Here is a 26,985-nt window from a genome sequence, read left to right as displayed (position 1 = left end):
TAGCCTTATTCAAACTCGGCAAGTTCAGACGTTACCATGATGCCGTAATCCGGATCATCGATAAGCTCCATACCGCGCTCAGTTAGGTCGCTCACGCCATCAACGCTATTCGACATATCGAGCATTTTCGTTGCTTCGCCATTACCGAACCAAGACCAAGCAATCCAACCAAATGGGTTAGAACCGAGTCCACGGGTTTTGGCATCGCCAAGTACGGAATCGCTAAAGGCGCCGCTGGCAAAATCAAAAGCAAACGCTTCTACATCGGCATCGGCTTCGAAGTTCAGATCCAGCACCGGTGGTGCAGCTTCTTCTTCCGATGATTCTTCAGCGGGAATGGAGATGGTGAAGTTGTCGATTCGAATCGCTTCGGCTTTTTCCGTTGTGATGCCACTGATGGCAAAACCAAACGCCGCAGGAGCACCATTGGGGTCAAAACCGTCAGCCATATAGCTCGACTCGGTTGCCCAATCGCTCATGGTGAAGGAGAAGGTTTGCATAGTGCCGCGGACAATATCACTGTTATTCACATAGAGTACTTGTCCGTATTGCCAGCCAGCATCCTTCACAAACAGTTTTAAATCCATGGATTCGGTGTCGTATTCAGCGGGAACGAAGATGTCGACAGAAATCGTAAACGGTTGCGCAATATCCATTTCCACCACGGAATAGTTGGCGACTTCAATTTGAGTTGTCGCGCCACCGCCACCGTCGCCATCATTGGCTGCATCGCCCCAAATAGGCAGAACTAACAGTTCGCCGTCGGCTTGGGTAAGCGGTGTTTCGCCATCGCCAGCACCCGCACCCCAGCTGCGACTAAAGTCGTTCACACCAGCGTCAAAACTGGCCGTGTAAAGGTCGTTGCTACTACCGGTAGGAACCTTGTAAACCTTAAAGTTATCTACGCGAATGGCTTCGGTTTTTTCAGTAGTAACACCCGCAATCGAGATGCCGAAGGAATTTGGTTTGCCTGAAGCAACAAAACCATCGCCTAGGTAACTGCTTTCGGAGGCAAAGTCGGTAATCGACGCGCTAATGGTTTGCACACTACCGCGCGTGATGCTGTCGTTACCAACATAAAGTACTTGGCCAAAGACCCAGTTAGCGTCTTTCAATACCAGTTTAATCTCCATACTTTCCGAGCTGTACTCGTCGGGTACAAAAATATCAAACGACATAGTGAAAGGGGCGGCTAAGTCAATGTCGACACTGGTGTAGTTGGCGACTTCAATTTCTTGAGTTGCACCATTACCACCGTCATCGGCAGCGTCTCCCCAAACTGGCAAGATGTTTAGTTCTCCATCGACCACAGTAAGAGGCGTTTCGCCATCACCAAGGCCTGCACCCCAGCTGCGTTCAAAGCCGGCAAGGTCGCTATCGAAAGTGGCTTCGAAGACGAGCTCAGGGGCTGCGCCGCCAACACCGGTTAATACTCGCAGGTTGTCGATTTTAATATCGCCTTGAATATCAGACGTTTTACCGTTGGCAACAATTTCAAAACCAATCGCTTGAACTGTGCTTGGGTCAAAGCCGTCGGCTTTGTAGCCAAGGAAATCATCAACCGAGTTTAGGTTGTAAGTAATATGAGTCCAGCCATTAGCGGTCATTGAAGATGCCGATTCGAAGTCGATTGCACCGTAGGCCCAGCTGCCGTCTTTAACGTACATTTGAATGCCGAGGTTGCCGTCTTCTACGTAACTTTTAGGCATGTAAACATCGAAGCTGACTTCAGAGCCGACCATATTGATGCTGGTTGGCAGGTTGTAGCTATACGCGGCTTTGTCTTCAACGGTACTCCAAGGCATGGAGAAAATCATCGCGTTGTCGCCAGCGCCTTTAGCAATCAAATCCATATGGTCGATAGAAAATTCGCCATTTGCACCAGAACCGCCAAATTCACCCAAAATAAACGGCATGTTTTCCTGCTCAAGTGAGCTGGTGGCTTTGTTTATTTTCGCGCTTGAGTTCCACGCCGAATGGTAGGCGTGAACAGAAAGGATAATATTGTCTTCCACATCTGCCGCTTGCAGCTCACGACCGCGACCGCCTAAAAACGCGTTGTAATCTTGGCCACAGTGAGGCGCGTCAATAACGAGCGGCACCTTAAACCCTGCATCGCGGAATTTGCGAATAAAGGTTTTGTAGGTGTCGATGTACGCTTGGTAACCGAGACTGCTGGCATTCCAAATATTTAATGGGCCCCACTCGTTGGCGATATTGATCATGAGGTAAGGCTGGTATTTTGCCTGAGCCAATACCGGCAACCAACGATCAAGCCAGAGATCGGGGACAGCTGTTTTAATGTAGGTGTCTTCGGCTGTACAGGTAATTTTGCCTTCTTCTTCCCAGAACATAACCATCGCAATCATATCGTTTTCGATGATTTTGTTAAGTGCTGCTTCCAATGCGTCTGCCGTGGTGTTTTCACGCAGTTGTAGTCGAACAACGTTGGAGCCGGTAGCGGCAATTGGATCGATTGCGGTTAAACGCTCAATCGGTGAATCGCCAAATTGAAGGTTAATACCGCGCAGCAATATCGGTTTGCCTGACACATCCAAGATTTGTTTATCTTCTGTGGTAATAACGGCGGCATTTTCGGGCGGACGTAGTTTTGTTTCGTCTACTACTTCCGAAGGTTCGGGGTTGAGCGGGCGGGTTTCTGCATTGTCGTCAAGCAGATCGCCACCACATCCCTGAATAAGCAATGAGCCCATCAGTAGGGCCAAATAGCCAAGTCGTAAATTCATAGGTTAACTCCAGTAAATTCTAATCAATTCAGTTCGTTCGGTTGGGGCTGGATTTAGCTTCTGTCTATAGAGCTCCAGCCGCTGCCACCATTAAAGTGTGAAGGTTACGCCGAGTGAGAAACGACGCTCCTGTACCCAAAGCGAGTTAAATTGATCCTCATATTGTGAGTAAGTTTTTCGGCTCTGCGCGGTAATGTTGGTTCCGAAAAAGTTGATTGTCATAAAGTCGGCAACGGCGTAGTTCATCGAAAAGTCGAGGTATCCGGTCGGCTCTAGCCAATTACCGAGACTAACTGGCGTTTCGTTGGTGTTAAGACCAACACGGCCACGATATTCCTTACTACGCCAGTTGTAAGCCAAACGAGCACTGAAGGGTTCACGGTCATACCACAGAATTAAGTTGGTTTGATGGGTTGAGTTGGAGACTAATGGAAACTTGTCGCCAGCCAAATCTTCTTCAGCCGATTCACTGTTGCTGTAGGTATAGTTAAATTCCATACCGGTTGAACTGAGTAAGCCTGGCAGGAATTGGAATGGGTGCTTGTAGCCCAATTCAAAACCATACAAGTCGGATGCGTCGGCGTTAGCTGTTGTCCAAACGTTGGCAGGGTGTTGGCGATCAATACCGTCACCGTCAAGGAAGAAGCGTTGCTCTTGGAATTCTTCAACCGAATCGCCAACACTAATTAAGAACAGGCCGGCACCGAGAATGGCGTTGTCATCAAAGTACCATTCCACCGAGGTGTTATATACGGTTGCACGCCAAGGTTTCATTTCTGGATTACCTCGGTCATCACCACCGCCCACACAGCTTACGGTTTCGGTAACGCTATTGCCGTTTGAATCCAGCACCTGGATTGGCTCGCCGTTTTCATCGGTTTTGGCGCAACGTTGATACCAAAGGGTAAGGCCGGAGCCAATGTTGGTTAAATCGTTACGGGCCATGGTTTGTGAGATACCAAATCGTACAACCAAATCTTCGGTCGGGAATAAGCTCACGTTAAAGGATGGCAGCACGTCGGTGTAGGAGTGAGTGATTTCTTCTTTATCGGCAACGAAAGCGATTTTGTTCCAGTCTTCGTAGCCCACGGAGTTGGTGCTATCGAGAACTTCTGGGATCACGCTTTTGATAACGGTTCGGTCGGTTTTAACAATACGTAAACCGAAGTTACCGCTATAGCCCATTCGATCGCCATCATATTCACGACCAAAGTTGACCTGGGAGTAAGCCGAAGTGGAGGCCTCTTCTACGCTATAGGTAAAACCTGGATCGGCGACGGTACGTACATCGGAGTACAAGCGATCGAGAAATGCCAATGGATTATCCCAGCTGCTCGGATGTACGGCCGAAACACCACTCTCAAAACCTTTGATCGGTCCGAAATCGCTAAAGGCGACGGTGTCACTAGAATCAAAACCGTTATTTTGTAGGTTGCCGATGGCTGGATCGCGCAGGGAGGCCTCTTCTAGAGCGTAATCAAAGCGCAGCCACTCGGGATATTTCTGCCAAACGTTGTTGCCTTCCCGCAGTTTAAATTGCTGCTCTTCCGGTACCCGCGCATCGGCGTAGGTAGAATAGCGGCTGGTGTTGGTCACGTAGTAAAACTTCATGTTTTCTGCGTCGCGTACTCCGTAGCGCAAGCCGAAATCAATCGACTGAAACAGACCGCCTTCGTCAAAGTTGTAGGTCATGTCGGTACGCAAGGCATCTAGCCCCGCCGAAGTTTCGGCACCTTCACCGTAGCCTCGATACAAGCTCAGTAGGGATGTGTCGGTAAGGTCGTCGGCAAAAGAAAAAGCGGGGAACTCTCCGCGATAATCGACCGATACTTCAAAGGGGATGATTTCATCTTTACCGCTAACGCCATCTTCATCGCGCCACAACCAACCGGGGGTGCCCTGTTCAAACGATACTTTACGGAAGGATTTTTCCGCTTCAGCATGAATGAAGCGCAGGCTCGCATCGAAGTTGTCGAGGTTGGTGTAGTTTAATTCGAAATTCGTGTTCAGCGCCGCTGTGCGGTTAATGTCATTGGTTGATACCGACTGGAAAGAGGGCGAAGCAACATTGGCGACTAGCAGGGTAGCAATATTGCGTGTTTGCGAGTTGCCGTCGATATCGGTATAGGTAAATTGACCGCCTTCGCCGAGCAATGTACCGCTGGTAAGAACGTCGTATTGCTCTTCTTCACGATATTGGTTTGGATCGGTGTCGGCACCGGCGCGGTTCATCGGCAAAACGCCGTTCACCTCATAGGCCTCGGCACGGTTTGCACCACTGAATCCTGCTTTTACACCGCGATCGTACTGTTCCATTTTGGTGTAGAAAATATCTGCGCGAGTAGAAAAGTTTTCGCCGATATCGGCCTCAAAACTGAATGTGGCACCGGTGCGGTCGCGTTCCATAAAGCTACTACGGGCACCAAACTCACTGGGTACTAAGATCCAGTCGTTTGCGGTGTCGCCATTGTTGTTTAGATCCAATGGGTCGTGCGGGCTACCGTTTCGGCCCTGCAAGAAGGCCAGACGCTGATCGTCGTACATGGCATAGTTGGCGGCGTAACTAGAGGAGTCAAAGCCACTGACAATAACGCTAAACTTGTCGTCCATGTTGTAGCCAAAGAAAAGACTGGCGTTGTGATCTGGGTCGCTGGTTGACTGGTTGCCTTGTGTATCGGTTACATTTTTTGACCGACTTCCTTGCGATAATTCGACCTTTCCCTTCACCGTTAAACCGCTTTCGAGATCAGACGGAGCATAGGTTTTTAGGTCGACCAAGCCGGAGATTCCTCCAGAAATTGCCGATGCAGATTGCGACTTATAGACGTCGGCACCGGCGATCATTCCGGCGGGTACGTCGGAGTAGTTGGCTCCAACACTTGTAATGGTCCACGGGCTTAGGAATTGTTCACCATTCAAGGTCGTTAATACTTGAGGCATACCACGTACGTTTAGCGAGGTACCTTCGTTTGCTTCACGACTAATTTGAACACCGGTGATACGTTGCAAGGAGTCAGTGATCGTTGTATCCGGCATTTTACCGATATCTTCAGCAACGATTGAGTCGACAATGTTGGCGTTATCCCGCTTAATATCAATAGCGCGTGCTTGTGCTGCTCGTACACCCCAGACGACAACTTCTTCGACGAAGAATCCGTCTTCAGAATCTAAGGTTTCATCTTCGAGCGTTTCTTGAGCCAAGGTGATTGAGCTGAGCAGTGCGGAACTAATGGCGAGAGCTAAGGCCTTTTTCCTAGTTTTGATCTTACATCTTTCTATCATTTACGATTTCCTCTGAAGGTTTTAAATGCAAATAGCGTTCGTGTGGCTAACGGCTTAATGGGATAAGTGTAGGTAAGATCCCAATAAAAGGTATCTAAAGTGGAAATATGCGCGGGGAATAGCCAGAAACACTAAAATAAGTCGTATAAAATTAGGTGTCGCTAATTTATAGTTTCTGCTGTTCGATTTCCAGTCAATTTCTATACCGATAAAAAAGGGAAGTCCCTGTTTATATACCTAAATAAACAGAATCTAAATTTTGGCTCGAAAGCGCTATAATGCCGTCACGTTTGTATACCACATCTTTTATAACGTAATTAGACGAGTATCAAGTATTTGGTCCGTGATACCAAGTGCTATGGTGGCGATGCACCATTTGGTTGTGTTTATTCGATAATATTTCCGTCGCAGCACCGTTTGTGTGCGAAGGGTTATAATGTATAAGTTGTTTTATTTGTTGGTTGAATCTTTATACGATTTAATTCTATCTAATAGGTTTTGATTTTATGTTATCTGGTCCAAAAGCTGAAGCAGTTCGTCGTAGGCGTACATTTGCGATTATTTCTCACCCTGATGCGGGTAAAACGACGGTTACGGAAAAACTGCTATTGTTTGGAAACGCAATTCAGTTAGCCGGTTCGGTAAAAGGTAAAAAAGGCCCGCATGCGAAATCCGATTGGATGTCGATGGAGCAAGAACGCGGTATTTCGGTTACCTCATCGGTCATGCAGTTCCCTTACAAAGATCGCACGGTGAACCTACTAGACACTCCGGGCCACGAAGATTTCTCCGAAGATACCTACCGTACCTTAACGGCTGTCGATTCCGTTCTTATGGTGATCGATGGTGCGAAAGGTGTGGAAGATCGCACCATCAAATTGATGGAAGTGTGTCGTTTACGCGATACGCCAATCTTAACCTTCATCAATAAAATGGATCGCGATATGCGTGACCCTATTGAGGTGTTGGACGAAATTGAAGCCGTTCTAAATATTTCCGCTGCACCAATTAATTGGCCGCTGGGGATGGGGAAAGAATTTAAAGGGGTTTACAACCTCTACACAGATACCATTCATGTGTACAAGCAGGGGCAGGGTAGTCGTATCCCCGACGATATAAAAATCCAAGGGCTTGATAGCGCCGAAGCTACTGCATTGCTTGGTGCTTACGCTGAAGATATCCGTGAGGAGATTGAGCTTGTACGCGGTGCCACTAACCTATTTGATCTAGACGCGTATTTAGCTGGCGAATTAACGCCCGTCTTTTTCGGAACGGCGCTGGGAAATTTTGGCGTACGTGAAATGTTAGACGGTTTTGTCGAGTGGGCGCCATCGCCGCTCGGCCGAGACACTGATGTGCGTCATGTCGAACCTGGCGAGCAGGCCTTCTCCGGTTTCATTTTTAAAATCCAAGCGAACATGGATCCTAAGCACCGCGACCGTATTGCGTTTATGCGAGTTTGCTCCGGTTCGTATTTGCGCGGTATGAAAATGCGCCATGTACGTTTAGGTAAAGATGTGAAAATCGCTGACGCGGTTACTTTTCTAGCTGGCGATCGCAGTCAGGTAGAAGAGGCAATGTCTGGCGATATTATTGGTCTACACAACCACGGCACGATTCAAATTGGCGATACGTTTACCGAAGGTGAAGCGCTCAAATATACCGGTATTCCCCACTTTGCACCTGAATTATTTCGGCGTATTCGTTTAAAAGACCCGTTAAAAACCAAACAGCTACAAAAGGGCTTGCAACAGCTTTCTGAAGAGGGCTCTACACAGGTGTTTTTCCCGCTCAACAACAACGATATTGTTGTTGGTGCTGTAGGTGTTCTACAGTTTGAGGTGGTCGCTTACCGCTTGAAGGATGAATATAAAGTAGAGGCTATCTATGAGCCTGTAAATGTATCTACGGCACGCTGGGTAGATGCAACTGATAATAAAAAATTGGAAGAATTCAAACGTAAGTGCTCCGACAATCTCTCCATTGATGGCGGCGGACACTTAACCTATTTGGCGCCTACACGAGTAAATTTGTCACTTTCTCAAGAGCGTTATCCTGATATCGAATTTCGATCAACACGCGAACATTAATTATGGATCTTAGATCGCAGCCAAAAGACGCAAAGGGTTTGCCGTTGTTTCCCGTTTCAAGTGAAAACGTACCAGTGTTTGGTGGCTATTGGTTGCGCCGTATGGGGATATGGTTGGTGCGGGTGACTGGCTGGCGAATGGTTGGCGAGATACCCGATGAGAAAAAGCTGGTACTCGCTGCCGCACCACATACGTCGAATTGGGATTTTATTCTGGCAATGTTATTTGTTATGGCAACCGGAATTCGCATCTCTTACTTGATGAAGAAAGAGGCTTTTGTCTGGCCGTTTGGTAAGTTATTTATGGCCCTCGGCGGAATCCCGTTAAATCGTAAGGCGGCAGACGATACCGTCGATCAAATCGCGCAGTGGTATAGCGAGCACGATAAAGTGTGGGTGGTCATTACCCCAGAGGGAACTCGCGGTAAAGTTGAACGTTGGAAAACGGGGTTTCTGCGTTTAGCCGAACGCGCGGATGTCCCTGTTTATTTGGTCGCTTGGGATTACCCTACGAAAACCATCCATATAGGGAAAAAGTGGCCGCGAAGTGGCGATCATGTAAAAGATGCAGAAGGCATTCGCGATTATCTTTGCTCCCGTTACACCGGTCGTCACCCTGAGAATCAGTAGCATTTCAAGTGTTGTCAGTGTAAGAAAACGCGTACTTAATAGCGGACATATTAAATCGAACATTTATACTCGCTAACACTAACAGCATCTTTTCTAATTCAACCAATACAAGTAAAGGAACACTCGTTATGGAAGGCCGCGCTCCGATTACCTATTTTATGTTAGGGCTTGCCAGCTTTGTGGTTGTGGTTGCGGGAATGCGCGCTGCAGAATCGTTACTCGTACCATTTTTACTCTCGCTATTTATTGCAGTGATCTGTTCTCCGCCACTGCTCTGGCTAAAGGCTCGCGGTGTGCCTGGTTGGTTGGCGATGCTTATTGTGGTGGCGAGTGTTGTTGTTTGCGGTGTGATTGTCGGGGTTGTTGTTGGAGCTTCAATTGCAGATTTCCGCCAAGATTTGCCACTGTATCAACAGCGTCTTACAGAGTTGACCAGTAGTGTTTTTAATCGGCTGGCCGGCTATGGCTTTGCTGTAGACGTACAACAAATTCGTGAGAGCGTTAACCCCTCTGCGGCGTTATCGTTAGCGGGAACCACCTTGGCTTCATTAGGTAATATGATGACCAATGCGGTTTTGATACTACTAACTGTTGTATTTATTTTAGCGGAAGAGGTGGGCTTTTCGGAAAAATTGAAACTCTCATCCAAAGGCTCAGTTAAAACACAATCGGCAATCGCGCAATTTAGTGCCGGTGTAAATCAGTATATGGCGATAAAGGCTTTGATGAGTCTTTTGACTGGTGGTGTAATTTTAATTTGGCTTTGGCTGTTAAAGGTCGATTACTTTGTGCTGTGGGGCTTGCTGGCGTTTTTATTAAACTTTGTGCCAACCCTAGGATCAATTATTGCAGCAGTACCTGCGGTTTTACTGGCACTAGTGCAGCTTGGTGTGGGTGATGCGGTGTTGGTTGGGGTAGGATTTTTAGCGGTGAATTTCGGTGTTGGCAATATTATAGAACCAAAAGTAATGGGCAAGGGTTTAGATCTATCGGCGCTAGTGGTTTTTTTATCCTTGGTTTTTTGGGGCTGGGTACTCGGCCCGATCGGAATGTTGTTGTCGATTCCGTTAACAATGACGGTGAAAATCGCATTAGAAAGTTTTGAAGAAACGCGCTGGCTAGGTGTTATTCTCGGGTCGGGTAAAAACCTGATTCCGCCGGTGATGCTGACAAATCTAGCGCCGAGCAAAGACTAATAAAGAAACAATTGGGTTTACGTTTTCGTCATGTTTCGATGCTTAGCTGGCGCTGTATTAACTTGTCGTATCTTAGATAAACTTATATTTACGTTGATTGATAATGTCGAGCGCGGCTACGCGATAGGCTTCGGCGAGTGTCGGGAAGTTGAAAATGGTGTCTACAAAAATATCAACATCCTGCTCGCTGAGCAGCGCCATTTGGCCTATATGAATAAGCTCGGTCGCGCCTTCTCCAACGATCATTACGCCCAATAGTTTACAGCCGTCCGGCGCACAGACTATTTTTAGCATGCCGTCTTGTATTCCAGAAATTTGGCCGCGTGCAATTTCATCGAATTTGGCAATTCCGACTAAGATATCGCCATGCTGTTGCCGTGCTTGGGTTTCACTTAGGCCAACGGATGATAGCTCTGGAATAGAGTAGATTCCTGCCGGAATAATGTTATGCATTTTTCCCGTTTCCATACCCAGCGCGTTGCACGCTGCGCGCCGACCTTGCTCCATAGATGCTGATGCTAGCGACGGCGGACCAATAACATCACCAGCCGCATAGATATTGGAAACAGTCGTTTGCAGGTTTTCATTTACCGTAATAAGGCCGCGCTCGTTTAGGCTGAGCCCGGCATTTTCAATGTGCAGGTCGTTCACGTTGGCGATACGACCGGCAGCGCAGAGTAATTTTTCTGAGCGAACTTCTCGGCCGTCGTCGCAGCGGGTAATCACCGCATCAAAACCATTCCAGTCGGCGCTGGTAACGACGGTATTTCCCATCCATGTACCGCCGAGGTTGTTAAACCCTTCGGTGAATGTTTTGGTTAAGTCATCATCGAGAAAGCCGAGTGGGCTGGGGTATTTATCGATCATGGTGACCTTTACGCCGAGTGCTTGGAATATCGAGGCATACTCACTGGCAATAACGCCCCCGCCCAACACTACGAGTGACTTGGGCAAATAAAGCATCGATAGAATAGAGTCGCTGTCGAGCAGGTGCTCGTGGTCGATGGCGATATTGTCGGGTTGGCGAGGAAGTGATCCGGTCGCAATAACAAAGTTGGTGGCTTCAAACAGGGTTTTCTCTCCGCGAACCCGTGTTAACTCAAGTTGCGTGTTCGAAATAAAGCGTGCTCGGGCGTGAATCAACTCGATGTTTGAGCGCTCCATTTGTTTACGCATATAGTGATCGTGGGCGTCCAACACTTCGCCTAGCCGATCAATCAGGGTAACAAGTTCAATGTCTTCGGCTAGCTCATAGTTGGCCAGCGCGGCACTCATTCGCATGTTTCTTACACGCAGAGCATTTTCACGTAATGTTTTTGATGGGATGGTACCGCGGTGAACACAGGAGCCCCCGAGTTCACGCGTTTTTTCGATAAGCGCAACTTTTTGCCCCGCTTTTGCAGCTTGGACAGCAGCTTTTTGTCCGGCGGGACCGCTGCCAATAACGACTAAATCATATTTTTCGATATTCACGAAACCATGGCCTCCATCGCACTTTTAACTCGCTCGGTTTTATCGAGTAGTGCGACCACTTCATCTTGATAAAGGTTGAGATCGGCGAGTACGGGCATCGCCATTAATTCTTCGTCGCTGGTGCATACTGTTTCACCTTCTTCACACATCATGTGTTCAGCAAATTCAGCGCCAGCGACGGTAATCATGGTTTGATCTTGGTGGTCGTGCGGTTCTTCGTAGTTGTCAAAGTGCTCTACTACGGCCGTCACCACGGCGGGCATTTCCCACTGCTGGATGACTTTTATTCCTATCGCTCGTTGATGTTTTTGTTCTAATGCAAAGACTTCTTTTTTGGAGAGCTCTAGACCTAATTGCTGTGCAATTTCGAGGCTGTTTTGTACGGCTACTGGGCGACCTATATCATGCAGGAGACCCGTTAAGAACGCGGCCTCCACATTTTTTCGACAACTTCGTGCAATTTCTTTTGCCCACAAACTACTCGCCAGAGAGAAGCGAAGTATGTATTGAATGTGAGCGTCGTAGCCTGGCGTGTTAAACAAACTGGAGTTTACTGATGCCGCGAGTGCGATTTCGGATATCAGTTTCATTCCCAGTCGAGTAATGGCTTGCTGTAGTGAAACCATACTGCTGTTGGGAGTGTAGGCGGCGGAGTTAGCAACCCGCATCACATGGCCGGCGAGGGTTTGGTCACTTTGGATTAACTTAGCTAGGTCTGAAGCATCTGATTCCGGGTCTTGAGTTAAGCGCACGACCTTGCCTGCGACCTCCGGTAGCATTGGTACATCTATATGGTTACTGGTGATCATTTCGCTTAGCTTGCTGTCGACTGTTTGGTAAGCGGGGGTGATGGTTGCTGCTGAATTCATATTGGTACCGTTTTTCAGAATTAAGTCGTGTCAGAGGCGGGATCGAGGCGCTGTCTGAAAGGGTGATAAAGCAAATTCAACACAGGTGTTTATGGATGTATGCTGCGCCATACGGGGCTGTGCTCAGCTAAATCAAGTTGTTGTATTAAATTTAGCAGCTAGGGGCGGTTGCGCAGGCTTTTTTTCTATTCATCTTAGAATGGATTGCGTGCCAGCGTATAAGTCAATGAATACCTTTTTCTGGTATAGGTTTAAATATGAGCTAAATTTGTAACTAGGGTAGCGCTTTAGTCTGTATCTGGTCGCGGCGGAAGCAATATGACTAGAGGCTTATGAAGTCGTGTTTTTACCGATGTTGGCTAGCGGAACCGAAGCTCGATGCGGTATGACTTGAGGGTGGTTTTTTGCATGTCTAAACACAAGGTTTTGTTTTTTTGTTTGAACGATCTATCGGAACTTGGCGCCTTCATCAGCGAGTTTTTCGAGGCGGAGGCGGTCTATTCATTAGAAGCCGCCATTATCGCCTTGGAGGCAAATGACTATCGCGTGATCGTTTTTGATTCAATTACTTCTGGAGCCCTAGACCTTGAGGTTTGTAGTGAGCTTCTACGCCATGAAAAAATGTCGAAAATCCCCTTAGTGGTACTGTCCGAAACTTACTCATTACCAGAAAAACTGAAAGCGTTTGAAATTGGTTGTGACGATTTTATCGATACGTCCATTACCCAAGATGAAGCCTGCGCTCGTGTGACAAAAAGTGTGTTTAATCAAATTGCTCAGGACCAACTTTCTCAACGGCTTGATCTTGCCAATCAAACAGCGTTTACGGCGATGGCCGACAATAGCGATTTGGGAGCCAATATCCAGTTCCTACTCTCTGCCCACGATTGCGACAATCTCGATGAGTTGGGGCAACAGTTGTTTCGGACTATTCAGCGCTACGGGCTGCAGTGTAGTTTGCAAATGCGTAGTTTAGTCGGCGTAAAGAATATGGAAGCGCACGGCATGGCTAAGGATCTTGAGTCGCAACTGCTTACTCAGCTGGCCGATTCCAATCGTTACATCGATTTTGGCAATCGCACCATCGTAAATTACGACAGGGTATCGCTGTTAATTAAAAATATGCCCGTAGGAAATCCCGATAAATATGGCAGTATTAAAGATAATACGTTTTGTTTGCTACAGGGCGTAAATGCGCGGATTATTGCATTAGAGGATCAATACACCTTAATGCAGGAACGAGAATCACTGCGAAAACTGACTCACGATGTTGGTGTTGTAATGAATAGCCTTAAGGGCGCGTACCAAAAAGTCATGTGCGATATTGTTACCGAAGTGGAGAATACTGCGGAGTTGATTCAGGGGCGCGTACCTAATTTGGCGCTGACACTTGAAGACGAACTTTTTCTAGAAAACACCACCAATAATGCTATTTCTGCTACCAATCGGGTATTCAATGAAGGTCTGGTGGTCAATGAGACTTTCGCTAAACTCGAAAGTGCGATTGAAAATAGCCTCGCCATGGTTGAGGAGCACTCTCGCAAGTCGACTCGGCCGAAACCGGCAAAGTCTACCGGCGATGACCTAGCTGAATTGTTTTAGTCCCCCTGTAGATAGTCTACTTACGTTATTCCTACGATGAGCAGCTAACCGTTAGGCTGGATGCCCATGCTGGCGGGGCTTTGGCTAGGTGGGCATGCTCATTATGTTCATCATAGGGAGTTCTCAAAATGTTCTGCAAAACAGCAATTTCCGAATAATCGCCACGATATGCTGCGTCGATCGCATTTTGCGCTAGATAATTACGGAGAATAAACTTGGGGTTGTTTTGTAGCATTTGTTGTTCTGCCGCGTGCAGATCCTTACTGGTGTCTTTAATGATCTGCAGGTGACGGTGCAGCCATTGGGCTAGCTCTGGCTGAGTCTCGGATGTAGTGAGTTTAACTATTTCATCCGCCCAGCGATCCGACGTTATATAGCAAAGTGCTCGCATAAAGCGACTGTAATCAACGCCTCCTTTCTCCAGTAAAATAAACAACTCGCCTAAGTGTGGTAATTTATCGCGCTCAAGTGTTTGCAAGCCTAATTTCTTTGCCATTCGTGTTTGAAAACTTAGTGTGAGCTTCTCTTCGTAACTCATTAGCACCGCGCGTGCTTTTTCTTTGGGTACTAGTGGGCTAAGTGCATGAGCGAGAGCGCTTAGGTTCCACAAACCAATATTCGGCTGTTGGTCGAACGCATAACGACCCTGATGGTCGGAATGGTTACAAATAAATCCGGGCTGGTAGGTTTCGATAAAACCATAGGGGCCGTAATCGAGCGTCTCGCCGATTATGCTCATGTTATCTGTATTCATTACGCCGTGAGCAAACCCCTCCGCTTGCCACAAGCCGATCATCAGCGCGGTAGCATCGGAGATTTCTTGCAGCATTTGCGTATACTTTTCTGTAGTCGCCAGCGTATTTAAATGCGAGTAGTGGCGATTTATCACATAGTCCGCTAAGACTTTAAGTTGCTCGTGCTGATTGCTATAGAAAAAATATTCGAATGAGCCAAAGCGAACATGGCTTTTGGCTACACGGGTAAGCATTGCCGCGGGTTCCAGTGTTTCCCGCTGTACTGGGTTGTCGCCGGTTGTAATACAAAGAGCATCGCTAGTGGGAATGTTTAGGCCTCGCATTGCGACACTGGCGAGAAATTCGCGTATGCAGGAGCGCAATACGGCGTAGCCATCGCCAAATCGAGAATAGGGTGTTTGCCCCGCGCCCTTTAAGTGAATATCGTAGAGGACGTTAGAGGATTCAATCTCACCCAACAGTAGGCCTCGCCCGTCTCCAAGTTCAGGGGAAAAGCCGCCGAATTGGTGGCCTGCGTACACCATAGCCAAAGGCATGGAGCCTTCCGCTATTATTTTCCCGCTAAGTACTGACAGAGATGATTGTGACTCCATGGTGGAATTAGCTATGCCAAGATAACGCGCACAAAAAGCGTTAACCGCGACCATTTTGGGGTTTACTAATGGTCGAGGTGTGACAAAGGTGTAAAAACTCTTCCCTAAAGTATGAAAACTATTGCTAAACTGAAACATATATTGATCGCGATATCCTGAAAGGTTATTTAGAGCCCCGAATTTTGTGGAAAACACACAATTAGCCTTGGTATATCATTTAACGGTTATCTACCTGCGGTAATCAAAACCCGCGAAATTCACATGTTAATGTCGAGACACCATGGATAACAATGATCTCGTTTGGGATTTAGACTCGTTCCAAAAGCGGCAGCGCGCCCAAGACTTTGTCATGGGTTTCGAAAACCAGCTGTGTGTTTACTCAGGTTCTGTTGAGCAACTCTACACCAATTACAATATTTTTTTCCCGAAAGAAGAAAATCGCAAGCTGGTAATTTTGCCGAACCCCTATGCTCACCATGATACCTTCTACGGTATAACCGAAGACGCGGTAAAGCCCACGGGGCTTTTTTTAGTTCCGGCAGACTCGACTGGCGCGTCCAAGCGGTTGAATATCATCTTACCGCTGAAAACGGGGGCTGAATCTAAGCGGGCGGTTCCGCTAGAAATCGGACTGAACCTGATTCAGCAAAAGAGACCTAAAGATAAGCCGTTTTTACCCGTGTTAGTTAAGGGTGACTTACGTGAGCTTGATGCGGAAACTCCGTGCCTGCATTTACACATGCTCAACCTAGCCTATCTGCCTAGGCTTTCACCTTTGGAGGTCAGCGATATCGGGCGTGTAGTGCTTAAACGGTTAAAGAACCTTTCCTCTCGGAAATAAAAAAACGCCGTATTACGGCGTTTTTTTATGTTCAATCAAATGGTGTTTGAATTAGTTTTTTAGCTTAAACACGATAGGTAGTGAGAAGGTAAAACTCTTGCCAGCGATATCGTCAGGCATGGCTGGGAATGGACTAGCCTTCTTAACGGCACGGCGTGCGGCGCGAGTAAGGGTTTCGAATTTAGCTTCTTCGGCTACAATCGACTCGATCACGTTTCCGCTGCGGTCGATAGTTACACTCATACGCACATTGCCCTGCCACAGTTTTGATAATGCTCGCGGTGGATACTCCAGATATCGGTGCGACCACTTTTTCAACTCTGCAATGTAGAGCTGCTGGCTCAACAGACTTTCGGCGGTAAAGTCTAACTCTTCGTCTTCATCCAAAAGATCTGCGTCAAGTAGCGCCGTAGTTGTCTGACTTTTTGCCGGTTTTGGTGTCGGAGCGGCTAACTTCGGAGCTTCAACCTTTGGTTTGGTAGTGTCGGCCACAGTTTGAGCCGCAGTGGTTACCGCAGGGGTAGGAGTAGTAGCCGCGGGTACGGGGGTGGGTGTAGCTGTAGCGCTACTAACTTCCGGCGTATTGGGCGTTGTTACAGCCATATCTGGAGCCCCAATTACCGGTTTGTTCAGCACAATTTCTGGTTTTATGGGGTTGGGCGCAGCGCCTACTACTGCCGCGGCGACAGCAGCTGTCGATGTGGTTGCCAGTGAGGCAACAGCATTCTTGACGATTTCTATGCGGTCATTACTTGGCGTGAGAGCGCGAAACTGCGCGAGTAAATTAGAGTCGACATTGCCGCCGACAAGTAGGCCGCTGCGGAAGTCGGATGATAGCGGAACTGGACCAATCCAAGTACGAAGCAATAGGTCAAAAAATTGGGGGTCGGCAATCGTGCCGAGAACACTGCCGTTAAGAAGTATTCTAACTTCACCATCGGAGCGATCTATGGCGAAGATATCGCCTTGAATTAGTTTTAGACGAATGAGGTTAGAGAAGCTCGCCATGTTTTGAGCATTCTGCTTTAGCTCACTGGAACTTGAATTGATCGCCATGCCTTCAATCCATATTCGCTTAAAAGTACGGGCCGAAAGTCGGTCGGCTAATATACGTACTTCGATTAGCTTATCTTCATCGGCGAGTAAAATATCTCGTGCACTTTCAGAGGGTGTTGCCACTGACAGTGCGGCGATGAATTGTTCTTTCCCGAGTTCGGAGTGAACAGATAAACCATTTAGGGCGGGGATCGCAACTGCGATGTTTGCGAAGCCGGCTAGAACGCTGGCGCATGCAACAATGATAAGTTTGGCGGTATTTAATCTAATATTACGCATATTATTCTCGTACTTTAACGGGTGGCAAAGCCGATTTGAATTATTGTCAAGACTAAGCGTGAGCTACAACAGCGGCTAGAAGCCACTTGCTGACTAACTAGATTCTATGGCCGCCAAGAGATCTAAGCAACGGCTCGCTGGCCATTTAGCGACTCGGTATTCGAGGAGGTATAGAGCCTAGCTTGCATTAAAACTAAAGTACTACTTTACATGAATTTATCGGTAACTCAAACACTCTTACCTTGCCTAGAGCCTTACAAGGGAGGAATTTCTTTTGAGTTCGTATCATTTTTCGTGATTTAGGCAGCAGTTTTGGTATCTAGCACCTAGTATAGAGGTAGAAATTTCTCTAAATGGCAAATATTCACGGATAAATAGTCGGATTTTTAGAACAATTGCAGCCAAGTTCCTGCAATATTGTTCAACACGTTTATAAAGGCTGTAAATTAATGGACGTACACCCCCTCAACAAGTACCGTCAAGACTCTCTCGATACTCTGCTCTCTTCAATTCCTTTCTATAAAGCGATCAAACAACGTGATCAATATCAGTACGATTTGCTGATGCGTTATTCCCGTGTCATTGAATACCGCCCCGGCGAAGTATTGATGGAGCAAGGCCAAAAAGATCAGTGGTTGTATTTTTTGCTCAAAGGGCAACTCGCCGTTGTTGTCGGTGGTGGTAAGCAGGATCGCAAGGTGGTCAACTACATAACCCCTGGAGAGGTGTTTGGCGATCTGGCGGTACTCATAGATCATCAGCGTACTGCTACCGTTGTCGCAGACCAGAATTGTAAATCAGTGATGGTCTTTGGGACGGATTTTCAAGTGTTCGGTGAGTTGATGAGTGTCGAGAAAATCTCGTTAGCAACCAAGCTTGAATATTACCGCAACATGGTACATAACCTGCGTTGGAAACTGGAGGTATATCGTATGACCTACCCAGACCAATCTTTTGCGTCGAATCATCGTAAAGTAAAGCTATACACCGGCCCGAAAGACACAATGGATGAACTCGTGAGTTTGGATGAGCAGGCGAGGGCTCTGGCACGTCTGCTGGTAAATTGGAATCTAGAATTTGATCGATTATCTATTTCTCCAAGAGAAAAGATTGATTACAACTCGCTTGTCGCCCTCCAGGGATAATTGAACGGCTTTAGCCTGTCAAGCGTTAGAGTCGCGCGTGTGAAAGCGCGCGTCGTCTATGAAGCCGTCTGTAACCCTGAGATAGCCTATAAATAGATGTGTCTTGAATAGCACCCTCCTGTAAGAAACCGCGCTTCCCCATTCTTCTGTCTGCCAGTTCCGATCTGTTCAGCTAAGCTTAATAAAGCTTTGGCTACACTTGCTAGCCCCCTAACCCTGCGGACATAGATTCTGGAATATAGTGATGCATTCTAAACTTACCTCCCCCGAACAACGTTTAAAACTGCGCGGCAGACGGTTTTCAGTCTGTTCGGTATTTTCTTTATCTGTTTGCCACATGTTTCTAATAATGCCGATTGAAGCCTACGCGATTGACGAAAGTCGTCTCTGGCTACCGGTAAGCCAGCAGAAGTATTATCTAGATTTGAAAGCCGCGGCAGAATCTGCTGAGGAGTTGGATGTTTGCGTGACAGTGCTTCGAGGAACGCTTGACCGTGAGCAGAGTAGTGTTGACCACCCTATCTATAGAATTCTTTGCCGGAGAGATGATGGTGTTAGCTATAACGAGATGGTCGACGGCGTCACTTTCGAAACTCTTACCAACGTTAAGCGCAGCTCTGGTGAACTATCCGAGGAGGAGCTAGAAAAATTACGATTAGAGAAGCTCCTCCGGAAAAAGAAATACACAAAATTATGCGAGGAAGAATTTAAGCATGCCACTCGCACGATGAATAAGCTTCAACGCTTGACTCCTCCGAATCCTGAACCCGATATGTATGATGGCGAAGTCGCATCCTATTCCTACAACTTCGATGCGGAGTCAATGCAGAGACAGCCGCTTCACTTCTCGGCTATTTGTTCTGTAAATCAACATGGTGAAGTAGCTGTGGAGATTGTGCGAAGGAAATAGTTGAGTTAAGCGGCGCTGTGTTTGGCATTGGTTGTACTAGATATGCCATCTTGAGGCTTACTTGACCTGTCGTGAACATATCGTTGCCTACCAACGCCTGTAGCGCGTAGGCGCTAGCTTCATCAGATGATACTTGTATCTATGAGGAAACTTTAAAAGCGGGGGGGGGGGATAGTTAGGGGCAGAAGGTGGAATAAAAAAAGGCGCAACCGTTAAGTTGCGCCTTTTTAGTATCTAGCAGAGGAGATTAGTCAATTGCTAGAAGATCAGCTTTAGATATTAAGCTTTTTTTGGTGGACGGCCGCGACGCTTAGGGGCGCCAGATTTGGCTGGAGCCTTTTTCGCTGCGGTCTTCTTAGCAGGAGCTTTCTTTGCGGCTGCTTTTTTTGCTGGGCGACCGCGTCTTTTTGTTGCTGCTTTTGGAGCTTTTTTAGCAGCTGCTTTTGGGGCTTTCTTAGCGGCAGGCTTAGCTTTAGCCTTGGCTGCTGCTTTTTTTGCTTTAACTTTAGCGGCCAGAGCTGCTTTTTTAGCTTTAGCTTTAGCTGCGGTCGCGGCTTTCTTAGCTGCGGCCTTAGCCTTGGTAGCGGCCTTCTTTGCACGAGCCTTTTCAGCTGCAGCAGCTTTCTTGGCTTTGGCCTTTGCTGCGGTTGCAGCTTTTTTAGCGGCGGCTTTAGCTTTAATAGCAGCCTTGGCAGCAGCTTTCTTCTCTGCAGCAACTACCTTCTTAAGGTAAGACGCCTGCTCTTTAGCAACAAACGCTTCAAGAGATGCAGCTTTAGATGCTTCTGACTTCACGCTAGACAGAGCCGCTTTTGCGTCAGTAGATACCTTTTTAGAGGCTGTCGCTGCGGAGGTTGCAGTCTTCGCAGCGGCGCGAGCGGCTGCCAATTGCTTGGCTTGCGCGGCGCTTTTCTTCTTCTTAGCTATTGCGGCAACTTTTGCTTTAGCGGCGGCGGCTTTTTTAGCTGCTGCGGCGGCAGTAGCGGCTGCTGCTTTAGCGTCTTTTTCAACAGATTTAACTTGAGCAGAGCGAGCTGCTGCAAGCTTGGATTTAAGCGCTACCAGTTCTTTCTCGATAGACGCAACAGAGTCTACAACTTTTGCTTTCTTAGCGGCCATAGTCAGTACCTTTTACCTTTTTGAAGTAGTTCATGAAAGTTGTAGCACTACATTACGAAATAACAAGAAAAATTCAAGTTTTTTCATTGATTTGTAATCGATTTTTAGGTTTTTTTAATCAAAAAAGAGATTTTTGTAAACAAATTAAAAAAAAAGGCAGGTCGGCGATGTTTTTTACGGATTTAGGACCCTCTTTTTTTTGAAGGCCTGAAAAAATATTTCCTGCCCTAAAAAAGAAAAAAAAGCCCAATTATTTTAATAAAAAAAGGCCGTGAGGATCTCGAAAGTAATTCCAAATAGGGTTTTTGTCGGTGTGAATTGAGTGGGCTTTAGCTTGGCGGGAAAATGTTCCGCGTTATATTTATTGGGGGGCAATTAGCATCGGCAGATTAGGATAAAAAAGCGTGCCTAGAAAATGATGTTTCCTGTATATTAATACAGCTTACGGTGTCTTTTTAATTATTATTTTGGTCAAGTTGTGTGAAAAAGATTATTCATGTCGATGCGGACTGTTTTTATGCTGCCGTTGAAATTAGGGAAAACAATAAACTTGCGGGTGTTCCTGTTGCCGTTGGCGGGGATGCATCTCGCCGGGGTGTAATTGCTACCTGTAACTATGTGGCGCGACGTTACGGAGTACATTCGGCTATGGCGTCGGCCCACGCAAAGAAACTTTGCCCTGAATTGCAGATCATTAAGCCCAATTTCCCTCTTTATCGAGAGGCGTCTCTGCAAATGTTTAAAATTTTTCAGGATTTTACTGATTTAGTCGAACCTCTGTCCCTCGATGAAGCTTTTTTAGACGTTAGCGGTAGCGGTGAGTTTGCCGGGAGCGCAACGTTGTTGGCTGGCGAAATCAAACGCAGGGTTTTGCAGGAGGTAGGCATATCTGTTTCTGCTGGTGTGGCACCGGTAAAATTTCTTGCCAAGATTGCGAGTGATTGGCGTAAGCCCGATGGCTTGTTTACCATCGCTCCAGATGCTGTTTCCAATTTTGTTGCCGCACTACAGTTAAAAAAATTGCCTGGAGTAGGTCCTGCGACCTTAGTTAAGTTGGAAAAAGTGGGTCTTTATACCTGCGAGGATGTACAGAACTGTGAGTTGGAACGGCTAAAGCCTTTTGGAGCGTTTGCGCAAAGGTTGGTTTCGATGTCTCGCGGAGAAGATGAATCCAGCGTTCTACCAAGGCAAGGGCGTAAATCATTGAGCGTTGAACAAACGTACTCGCAGGATTTGGATGGCGCTCAGCAATTACACACCGAGCTTTTGAATTTATTGGCGACACTAGAAGTGCGCCTGCAACCGCTAATGCCTGATTACCGAGTGAGCGGTAAGTTTATAAAGCTAAAATTTAATGACTTCAGTCAGTCATCAGCCGAGTTGCGGGTAGATGTTGGTGCAAAGCGAGAGTCGCAAGGCCTCTCCCACGGTGAATTTATTCAGCTTCTCGAAGGCTTGCGGGCCAAGGGGACTTTGCCGGTAAGGCTGATTGGCGTCGGTGTGCGCCTTCAGCAGGTTAAAGTTGGTGGGCGGCAGCTGCATCTGCCTTTCGACGGGGGGGGAATACCGTTGGTGTAGAATTCAGAGGTAAAAGCGCTAAAGAGGACTTCGTTGTTTCGCCTATTAATTTCGAGCAGGGCGCCAAAAGTTCATGTAGAATGCCTCCCTGAGTCTCAGCACGGTGGCTAAGTTGGCGGTATTAGACTAGCCTAACCGCTATAGTTATGACTGTATTTGGGTGCTTGAGAGTATAGTGAACGTACAGATTACAACCTACTAGCTGCCATTTTCAGTAGTGGGGAGAGGTGGTCTAGCTGTACAGCGAAGCATGGCCCTTGCCGGCTTCCTCATTTGCAGCGATCACAAAACTAGTTCGGAGAATAAATCGTGAGTCGTAGAAAAAAGAAAGTAAAAGCGGAAGATAAGGCCGAGATTGATTTGACGCCAATGCTTGACGTGGTGTTCATCATGCTTATCTTCTTTATCGTAACGGCCTCCTTCATCAAGGAAAAGTCGCTCGGATTGAATGTTCCTGAAGACAATGACCAGCCGCCACCACCAGATGCAGAAAGCAAGAGTATTCTGATTCAGGTGAACTCAAACGATGAGATCTTCATTGATCAGCGTCGTGTCGATATCCGCTCTGTACGCTCCCTGATCGCCCAGAAGAGCGCCGAAAACCCAGAGGGTGGCGTTGTGGTTATGGCGGACGAGTTGTCAACCGCTCAAGTCTATGTAGCCATAGCCGATGCCGCGCGCGAAGCTAAGATCTACAACGTTTCGTTGGTGCCTAGAAAAAGTCGCTAACAATCAGGTCTAGTAACAACCTAAAAAGCCGCATTCTTGCGGCTTTTTTTATGTCCTTTCACCTTTATTTGTCGTGGCACGTGCCAGCGTTCCAAGCTACACTCAAGTAATGCTTAATCTCATTGATTTTAATAAGAAAAATGTGGGAAGACTGGTCACAGTATTCACGCTCTTAATAGGTTTGGGGCTCGCTTGCCAAGCCTATGCTTTGAGCCGAGGTAAAATAAACGCGCACCCGCTCTACATCGAAGCCGATTTAGGTAGTGACTTTTCTTACGGCGTGATCCGTGACGCGAGCGGTTACCTGTGGATTGCCACCGATAATGGTTTGAAGCGCTACGATGGTTACAACTTGAAGAGTTTTACCAGCGACCCAAACGATGACACATCAATTGGTGCGAATGTCGTAATTGCTCTGCTAATTGATAAAAATGACAATCTCTGGGCTGCCGGCAAGTCACTCAGTCAGTATCACCCCGAAACAGAAACCTTTACGTCGTACAATCTTACCGATGGCGCCACCATTTGGGGGCTCACTTTGGGGGACGATGGGGTTATCTGGTTTGGTGGTGAAGGCTTCGGTTTGCGCGGTTTCGATGTTGCCACCGAAAAGCTCATTATTCCCAAGTTCCCTCACGATCGCGCTCACTTTATCTCCGCGATAGCGCCCCACAAAAATTCCTCTGCAATCTGGGTTGCCAGTAATGCGGGGCTGTTTTTGTTCGATACCGAAACCAGCGAACTGCAAGAATTTTCCCTGCCAATAGAATTTGTTGGGTGGGATAGTATTCGCGATATGCGTGAAAGTAGCGAAGGCGATCTGTGGATGGCGACCGACTTCGGTATTCTCGTTATGGATGCTGAAACGCAAAAGGTTAAGCATTATCGAGCCGATGGCAACCCCGGGTCTTTAGCTACCAATTTTCTCTGGAGCGTATTTGAAGACTCTAAGGGGCGCATGTGGGCCGGTACAGATAAAATGGGGGTTCATCGTTACCGGCCTGAAACTGACGACTTTCTCCATATTGCGCCCTCGGTAGCCGATGAGTTTTCTTTCCCCCCAGGCTCAGTTAACGATATTTATGAGGATGAAGAGGGAACCGTTTGGTTTGCGGTCGCACACTTCGGTATCCGTCGCATTAGTGAACATCTTGAAAAGTTTATATCTTTCAAACACAGTGAAAAAGAAGCGGATAGTTTGGGTTTTGATAACCTTCTGGATTTACTTGAGGATCGACTCGGCAATATATGGATAGCTACCGACGGCGGAGGTTTGGATAAGTTAGATCCTACTACCGGCAAGTTTACCCATTATCGACACGACCCCAACAACCCGCAAAGTATTAGCTCGAACTCAGTTTTGTCGCTGGCGGAAGATAAAGATGGCTACATTTGGGTGGGGACGTGGGTTGGTGGGTTAAATCGACTCGATCCCCAGACGGGTATTTTTGAACATATCGTTCGCGACCCCACACTGCCGCATTCAAAAACCCTCGCCAATAACAATATATTCCGTGTTGTTGTAACCGATAAGGGTACTTTGATGTTGAGTATGTGGCGTAAAGGCTTGCAAATTTACGACCCTGTCAGCAAGACGTTCGAAGCCTACTTTCCGGGAGATACCGGCAACGAGTCGGGTATAGCTAACTTTTCTATTAATGAAATCCTGCCTGCCGGAGACAACCGGTATTGGGTTGGAGGGCATAGCGGGTTAGAGCTGTTTGACCTCAAGGCCAAGACCTTTACCGAAATTGACCTGCCTCATGTTGAGGGTATTTTTAATATGTTCGAAGACGCGGAGCAGACTCTGTGGATTGCGACATCCAAAGGTTTGATTCGTTACCGTGTCGATACCGGCGAAAAACGGTTTTTTACCGTTGCTGATGGTTTAGCGGATAATTTCGTTACTTCGGTCGAACCCGATAATGATGGCAATTTATGGTTGGGGACTCGTGCGGGTTTGAATCGTTTTAACCCCAACACCTTAGTTTTTGATACCTATGGCGAGCGTGATGGCTTAGCGAGCTCTAAATTTAATCGCTTTAGTCATCTACGAACCCGCGATGGCGATATGTTCTTTGGTGGCGCGGATGGATTGAGTTACTTCAGTCCGTCGCATCTGCCTAAAAATACTGTAGCGCCACAAGTCCATCTTACGGACTTTGAATTGTTTCAAACCCCAGTGCAAGCGCGTACATCGCCTTACTTAGATCGAAATATTGACTATGCCAAGCAGTTAAAGCTGCCACACAGCCAGCGCGATATAACCTTCGAGTTCACCGCACTTAACTATGTTTCGCCAATTAAAAACCGCTATCGATATCGCTTGCAAGGTCTTGAAGACGATTGGATCGAAGTGGACAGTAGTCGCCGCCGAATACGCTATACCAACCTAGCGCCAGGGAACTACACCTTTGAGGTGTTAGGTTCCAATAATGATTATGTGTGGGGGGCTGAGTCGAAGAAACTACAACTGACTATTTTACCGCCTTGGTGGCAAACTTGGTGGGCGCGGTTGTTGTTCGTCATCGCGGCTGTCCTCTGTATTTATCTGTTTAGCTTTTGGCGCTTTCGGCTAAACCGTATACGCGAGCGGGAGCTGCAGCGCCTGGTTAATGAGAAAACAGCTGAACTTGAAAATGCTAATAATCATGTAAACCAACTTAACTATGAGCTGGAGCATCGCGTTGAGAAGCGAACAAAAGAGCTGTCTGTTGAAGTTGAAGAGCGGCGCTTAGCAGAAGCCAAATTATTCCATATGGCATTTCACGACGCGCTTACCGGCTTACCTAACAGATCCTGGTTGTTGCAACACATCGAACAACTCTTACGGGAGTCCGAAGAGACCGGCTCGCGTTTTGCTGTATTTTTTATGGACGGCGATCGCTTTAAACAGGTGAATGATACCCATGGTCATGTGTTTGGCGACCGACTTTTGGTTACCGCATCACAACGCCTAAATACTTTAATGAAAGATGGCATTCATGCGGCTCGCTTAGGTGGCGATGAATTCACAATCGTTATCGATGAAATTGAGTCTGAGGCGCAGGTAATTGCACTGGCTACCGAGATTGTGGCCACCTTCGATGAACCGTTTGTGCTGGACCAAACGCAAATGTTTTTCCGTGTGAGTATTGGTATGGTTATCAGCGAGCCGCAATATACTAAACCCGACCAACTCCTACGCGATGCCGATATCGCCATGTATCGAGCCAAGGCGCGCGGCCGCGGTTTATTTCAGCTATTCGACTCCCATATGCGTGAGCAGACCCTAGCCTTGGCGGAAATGGAGGCTGATCTCTACATGGCTTTAGCGATGGATCAGTTTAGCGTGGTGTTTCAGCCGATAATAGAATTGGCAAGTGGTGAGCTAAATGGCTACGAAGTTCTAATACGTTGGCATCATCCCGAGAAAGGCATGATCCCGCCGGATAAATTCATACCCGTTGCCGAAGATTTAGGGCTAATTTTTGATATTGGCCTTTGGGTATTGCAGCAAGCCTGTCGGCAGCTAAATGTGTGGCGAGCGGAGTTTCCCGCGTCGAGAATGCCGAGCATCTCGGTAAACCTATCGCCACTGCAATTACGTCAGCCAGACTTAATCGACCGTTTTGATAGTGTTCTAGAAGAGTTTGGTGTTTCCGGGGATGAGCTAAAGCTTGAAATTACCGAGTCGGCTTTGATGGAAAACACCGACAACGTCAACCAATTACTTGGCGCTTTACGCGAACGTCAAATTGAATTGGCGATCGATGACTTTGGTACTGGTTACTCGTCGCTGAGCTATTTGGATCAATTGCCGGTACAAGTATTGAAAATTGACAGACGTTTTGTCGACGCGCTTATTGATCAAGACGATGACGCTGGTGGCGCACAAGAAATTGTTCGCGCGACCATATCCCTGGCCCATAACCTCAAGGTTAAAGTTGTGGCAGAAGGAATCGAAACCCAAGCACAAATGGATGCTTTGTGTTCCTACAATTGCGATTATGGGCAAGGCTTTTTTATTGCCCACCCGCTTTCCCCCGGTGATGCAACCGACTATCTGCGACGCAGTTTAGCGGCCCCCAAGAAAACAATTTAATCCCTTTC

Annotated in this window: 17 protein-coding genes; 10 read left to right on the top strand and 7 right to left on the bottom strand. The window is 47.3% G+C overall.

The features are described 5' to 3' along the window. Window positions 1-5 precede the first annotated feature (5 nt). Together IDZ20_RS13345 and IDZ20_RS13340 are read right to left on the bottom strand one after the other, a co-directional pair. Entirely contained in the window at window positions 6-2,747 is a 2,742-nt protein-coding gene (locus IDZ20_RS13345) for a cellulase family glycosylhydrolase (protein WP_188151921.1), read from the bottom strand. A 90-nt stretch (window positions 2,748-2,837) separates the two neighbouring features. Further along, on the bottom strand, window positions 2,838-6,029 hold the full coding sequence (locus IDZ20_RS13340; protein ID WP_188151920.1) for a TonB-dependent receptor: 3,192 nt from the start codon (window positions 6,027-6,029) through the stop codon (window positions 2,838-2,840). A 506-nt stretch (window positions 6,030-6,535) separates the two neighbouring features. Here IDZ20_RS13340 and IDZ20_RS13335 point away from each other — a divergent pair. From IDZ20_RS13335 to IDZ20_RS13325, 3 genes are all read left to right on the top strand, one after another. Continuing rightward, window positions 6,536-8,119 (top strand): peptide chain release factor 3, encoded by a 1,584-nt coding sequence (locus tag IDZ20_RS13335; protein ID WP_188151919.1) that lies wholly within the window; start codon window positions 6,536-6,538, stop codon window positions 8,117-8,119. Window positions 8,120-8,121: 2 nt separating this feature from the next. Further along, window positions 8,122-8,748 (top strand): 1-acyl-sn-glycerol-3-phosphate acyltransferase, encoded by a 627-nt coding sequence (locus tag IDZ20_RS13330; protein WP_188151918.1) that lies wholly within the window; start codon window positions 8,122-8,124, stop codon window positions 8,746-8,748. 128 nt (window positions 8,749-8,876) lie between these two features. Then, a complete protein-coding gene (locus tag IDZ20_RS13325) occupies window positions 8,877-9,944 on the top strand; it encodes an AI-2E family transporter (protein WP_188151917.1) in 1,068 nt (355 codons plus the stop codon). Window positions 9,945-10,016: 72 nt separating this feature from the next. Here IDZ20_RS13325 and sthA read toward each other — a convergent pair whose 3' ends face one another. Further along, window positions 10,017-11,417 carry a Si-specific NAD(P)(+) transhydrogenase gene (sthA, locus tag IDZ20_RS13320; protein WP_188151916.1) on the bottom strand — a complete coding sequence of 467 codons (1,401 nt, stop codon included), beginning with the start codon at window positions 11,415-11,417 and terminating at the stop codon, window positions 10,017-10,019. Next, window positions 11,414-12,286, bottom strand: a complete 873-nt coding sequence (locus tag IDZ20_RS13315) for an HDOD domain-containing protein (protein ID WP_188151915.1) — start codon at window positions 12,284-12,286, stop codon at window positions 11,414-11,416. The genes sthA and IDZ20_RS13315 overlap by 4 nt, the downstream gene beginning before the upstream one ends. A 408-nt stretch (window positions 12,287-12,694) precedes the next feature. Here IDZ20_RS13315 and IDZ20_RS13310 point away from each other — a divergent pair, with 408 nt between their 5' ends. Then, a complete protein-coding gene (locus IDZ20_RS13310) occupies window positions 12,695-13,888 on the top strand; it encodes a DNA-binding response regulator (protein WP_188151914.1) in 1,194 nt (397 codons plus the stop codon). A gap of 31 nt (window positions 13,889-13,919) precedes the next feature. Here IDZ20_RS13310 and IDZ20_RS13305 read toward each other — a convergent pair whose 3' ends face one another. Beyond that, window positions 13,920-15,374 carry a protein adenylyltransferase SelO gene (locus IDZ20_RS13305; protein WP_188151913.1) on the bottom strand — a complete coding sequence of 485 codons (1,455 nt, stop codon included), beginning with the start codon at window positions 15,372-15,374 and terminating at the stop codon, window positions 13,920-13,922. A 142-nt stretch (window positions 15,375-15,516) separates the two neighbouring features. On the opposite strand from IDZ20_RS13305, the gene IDZ20_RS13300 reads away from it, so the two are divergent. Further along, the gene (locus tag IDZ20_RS13300) at window positions 15,517-16,077 is read left to right on the top strand and encodes a hypothetical protein (RefSeq protein WP_188151912.1); all 561 of its coding nucleotides are present in this window, start codon (window positions 15,517-15,519) and stop codon (window positions 16,075-16,077) included. A gap of 51 nt (window positions 16,078-16,128) precedes the next feature. Here IDZ20_RS13300 and IDZ20_RS13295 read toward each other — a convergent pair whose 3' ends face one another. Further along, window positions 16,129-17,412 (bottom strand): TonB family protein, encoded by a 1,284-nt coding sequence (locus IDZ20_RS13295; RefSeq protein ID WP_188151911.1) that lies wholly within the window; start codon window positions 17,410-17,412, stop codon window positions 16,129-16,131. Window positions 17,413-17,861: 449 nt separating this feature from the next. On the opposite strand from IDZ20_RS13295, the gene IDZ20_RS13290 reads away from it, so the two are divergent. Together IDZ20_RS13290 and IDZ20_RS13285 are read left to right on the top strand one after the other, a co-directional pair. Then, window positions 17,862-18,557 carry a cyclic nucleotide-binding domain-containing protein gene (locus IDZ20_RS13290; protein WP_188151910.1) on the top strand — a complete coding sequence of 232 codons (696 nt, stop codon included), beginning with the start codon at window positions 17,862-17,864 and terminating at the stop codon, window positions 18,555-18,557. Between the two features lie 244 nt (window positions 18,558-18,801). Then, entirely contained in the window at window positions 18,802-19,467 is a 666-nt protein-coding gene (locus tag IDZ20_RS13285; RefSeq protein WP_188151909.1) for a hypothetical protein, read from the top strand. A gap of 279 nt (window positions 19,468-19,746) precedes the next feature. Here IDZ20_RS13285 and IDZ20_RS13280 read toward each other — a convergent pair whose 3' ends face one another. Beyond that, the gene (locus tag IDZ20_RS13280; protein WP_188151908.1) at window positions 19,747-20,586 is read right to left on the bottom strand and encodes a hypothetical protein; all 840 of its coding nucleotides are present in this window, start codon (window positions 20,584-20,586) and stop codon (window positions 19,747-19,749) included. Between the two features lie 480 nt (window positions 20,587-21,066). Here IDZ20_RS13280 and dinB point away from each other — a divergent pair, with 480 nt between their 5' ends. The 3 genes from dinB (at window position 21,067) to IDZ20_RS13265 (ending at window position 26,977) form a co-directional block, all read left to right on the top strand. After that, window positions 21,067-22,164 (top strand): DNA polymerase IV, encoded by a 1,098-nt coding sequence (gene dinB / locus IDZ20_RS13275; protein ID WP_188151907.1) that lies wholly within the window; start codon window positions 21,067-21,069, stop codon window positions 22,162-22,164. Window positions 22,165-22,473: 309 nt separating this feature from the next. Continuing rightward, a complete protein-coding gene (locus IDZ20_RS13270; protein ID WP_188151906.1) occupies window positions 22,474-22,893 on the top strand; it encodes an ExbD/TolR family protein in 420 nt (139 codons plus the stop codon). 109 nt (window positions 22,894-23,002) lie between these two features. Then, window positions 23,003-26,977: an EAL domain-containing protein gene (locus tag IDZ20_RS13265; RefSeq protein WP_188151905.1), complete on the top strand. Its 3,975-nt coding sequence runs from the start codon at window positions 23,003-23,005 to the stop codon at window positions 26,975-26,977. The last annotated feature ends 8 nt before the right edge of the window (window positions 26,978-26,985 follow it).

It is taken from the genome of Teredinibacter waterburyi (assembly GCF_001922985.1).
GTDB classification, from domain to species: domain Bacteria; phylum Pseudomonadota; class Gammaproteobacteria; order Pseudomonadales; family Cellvibrionaceae; genus Teredinibacter; species Teredinibacter waterburyi.
This window is presented reverse-complemented; position numbering and strand designations above follow the sequence as displayed.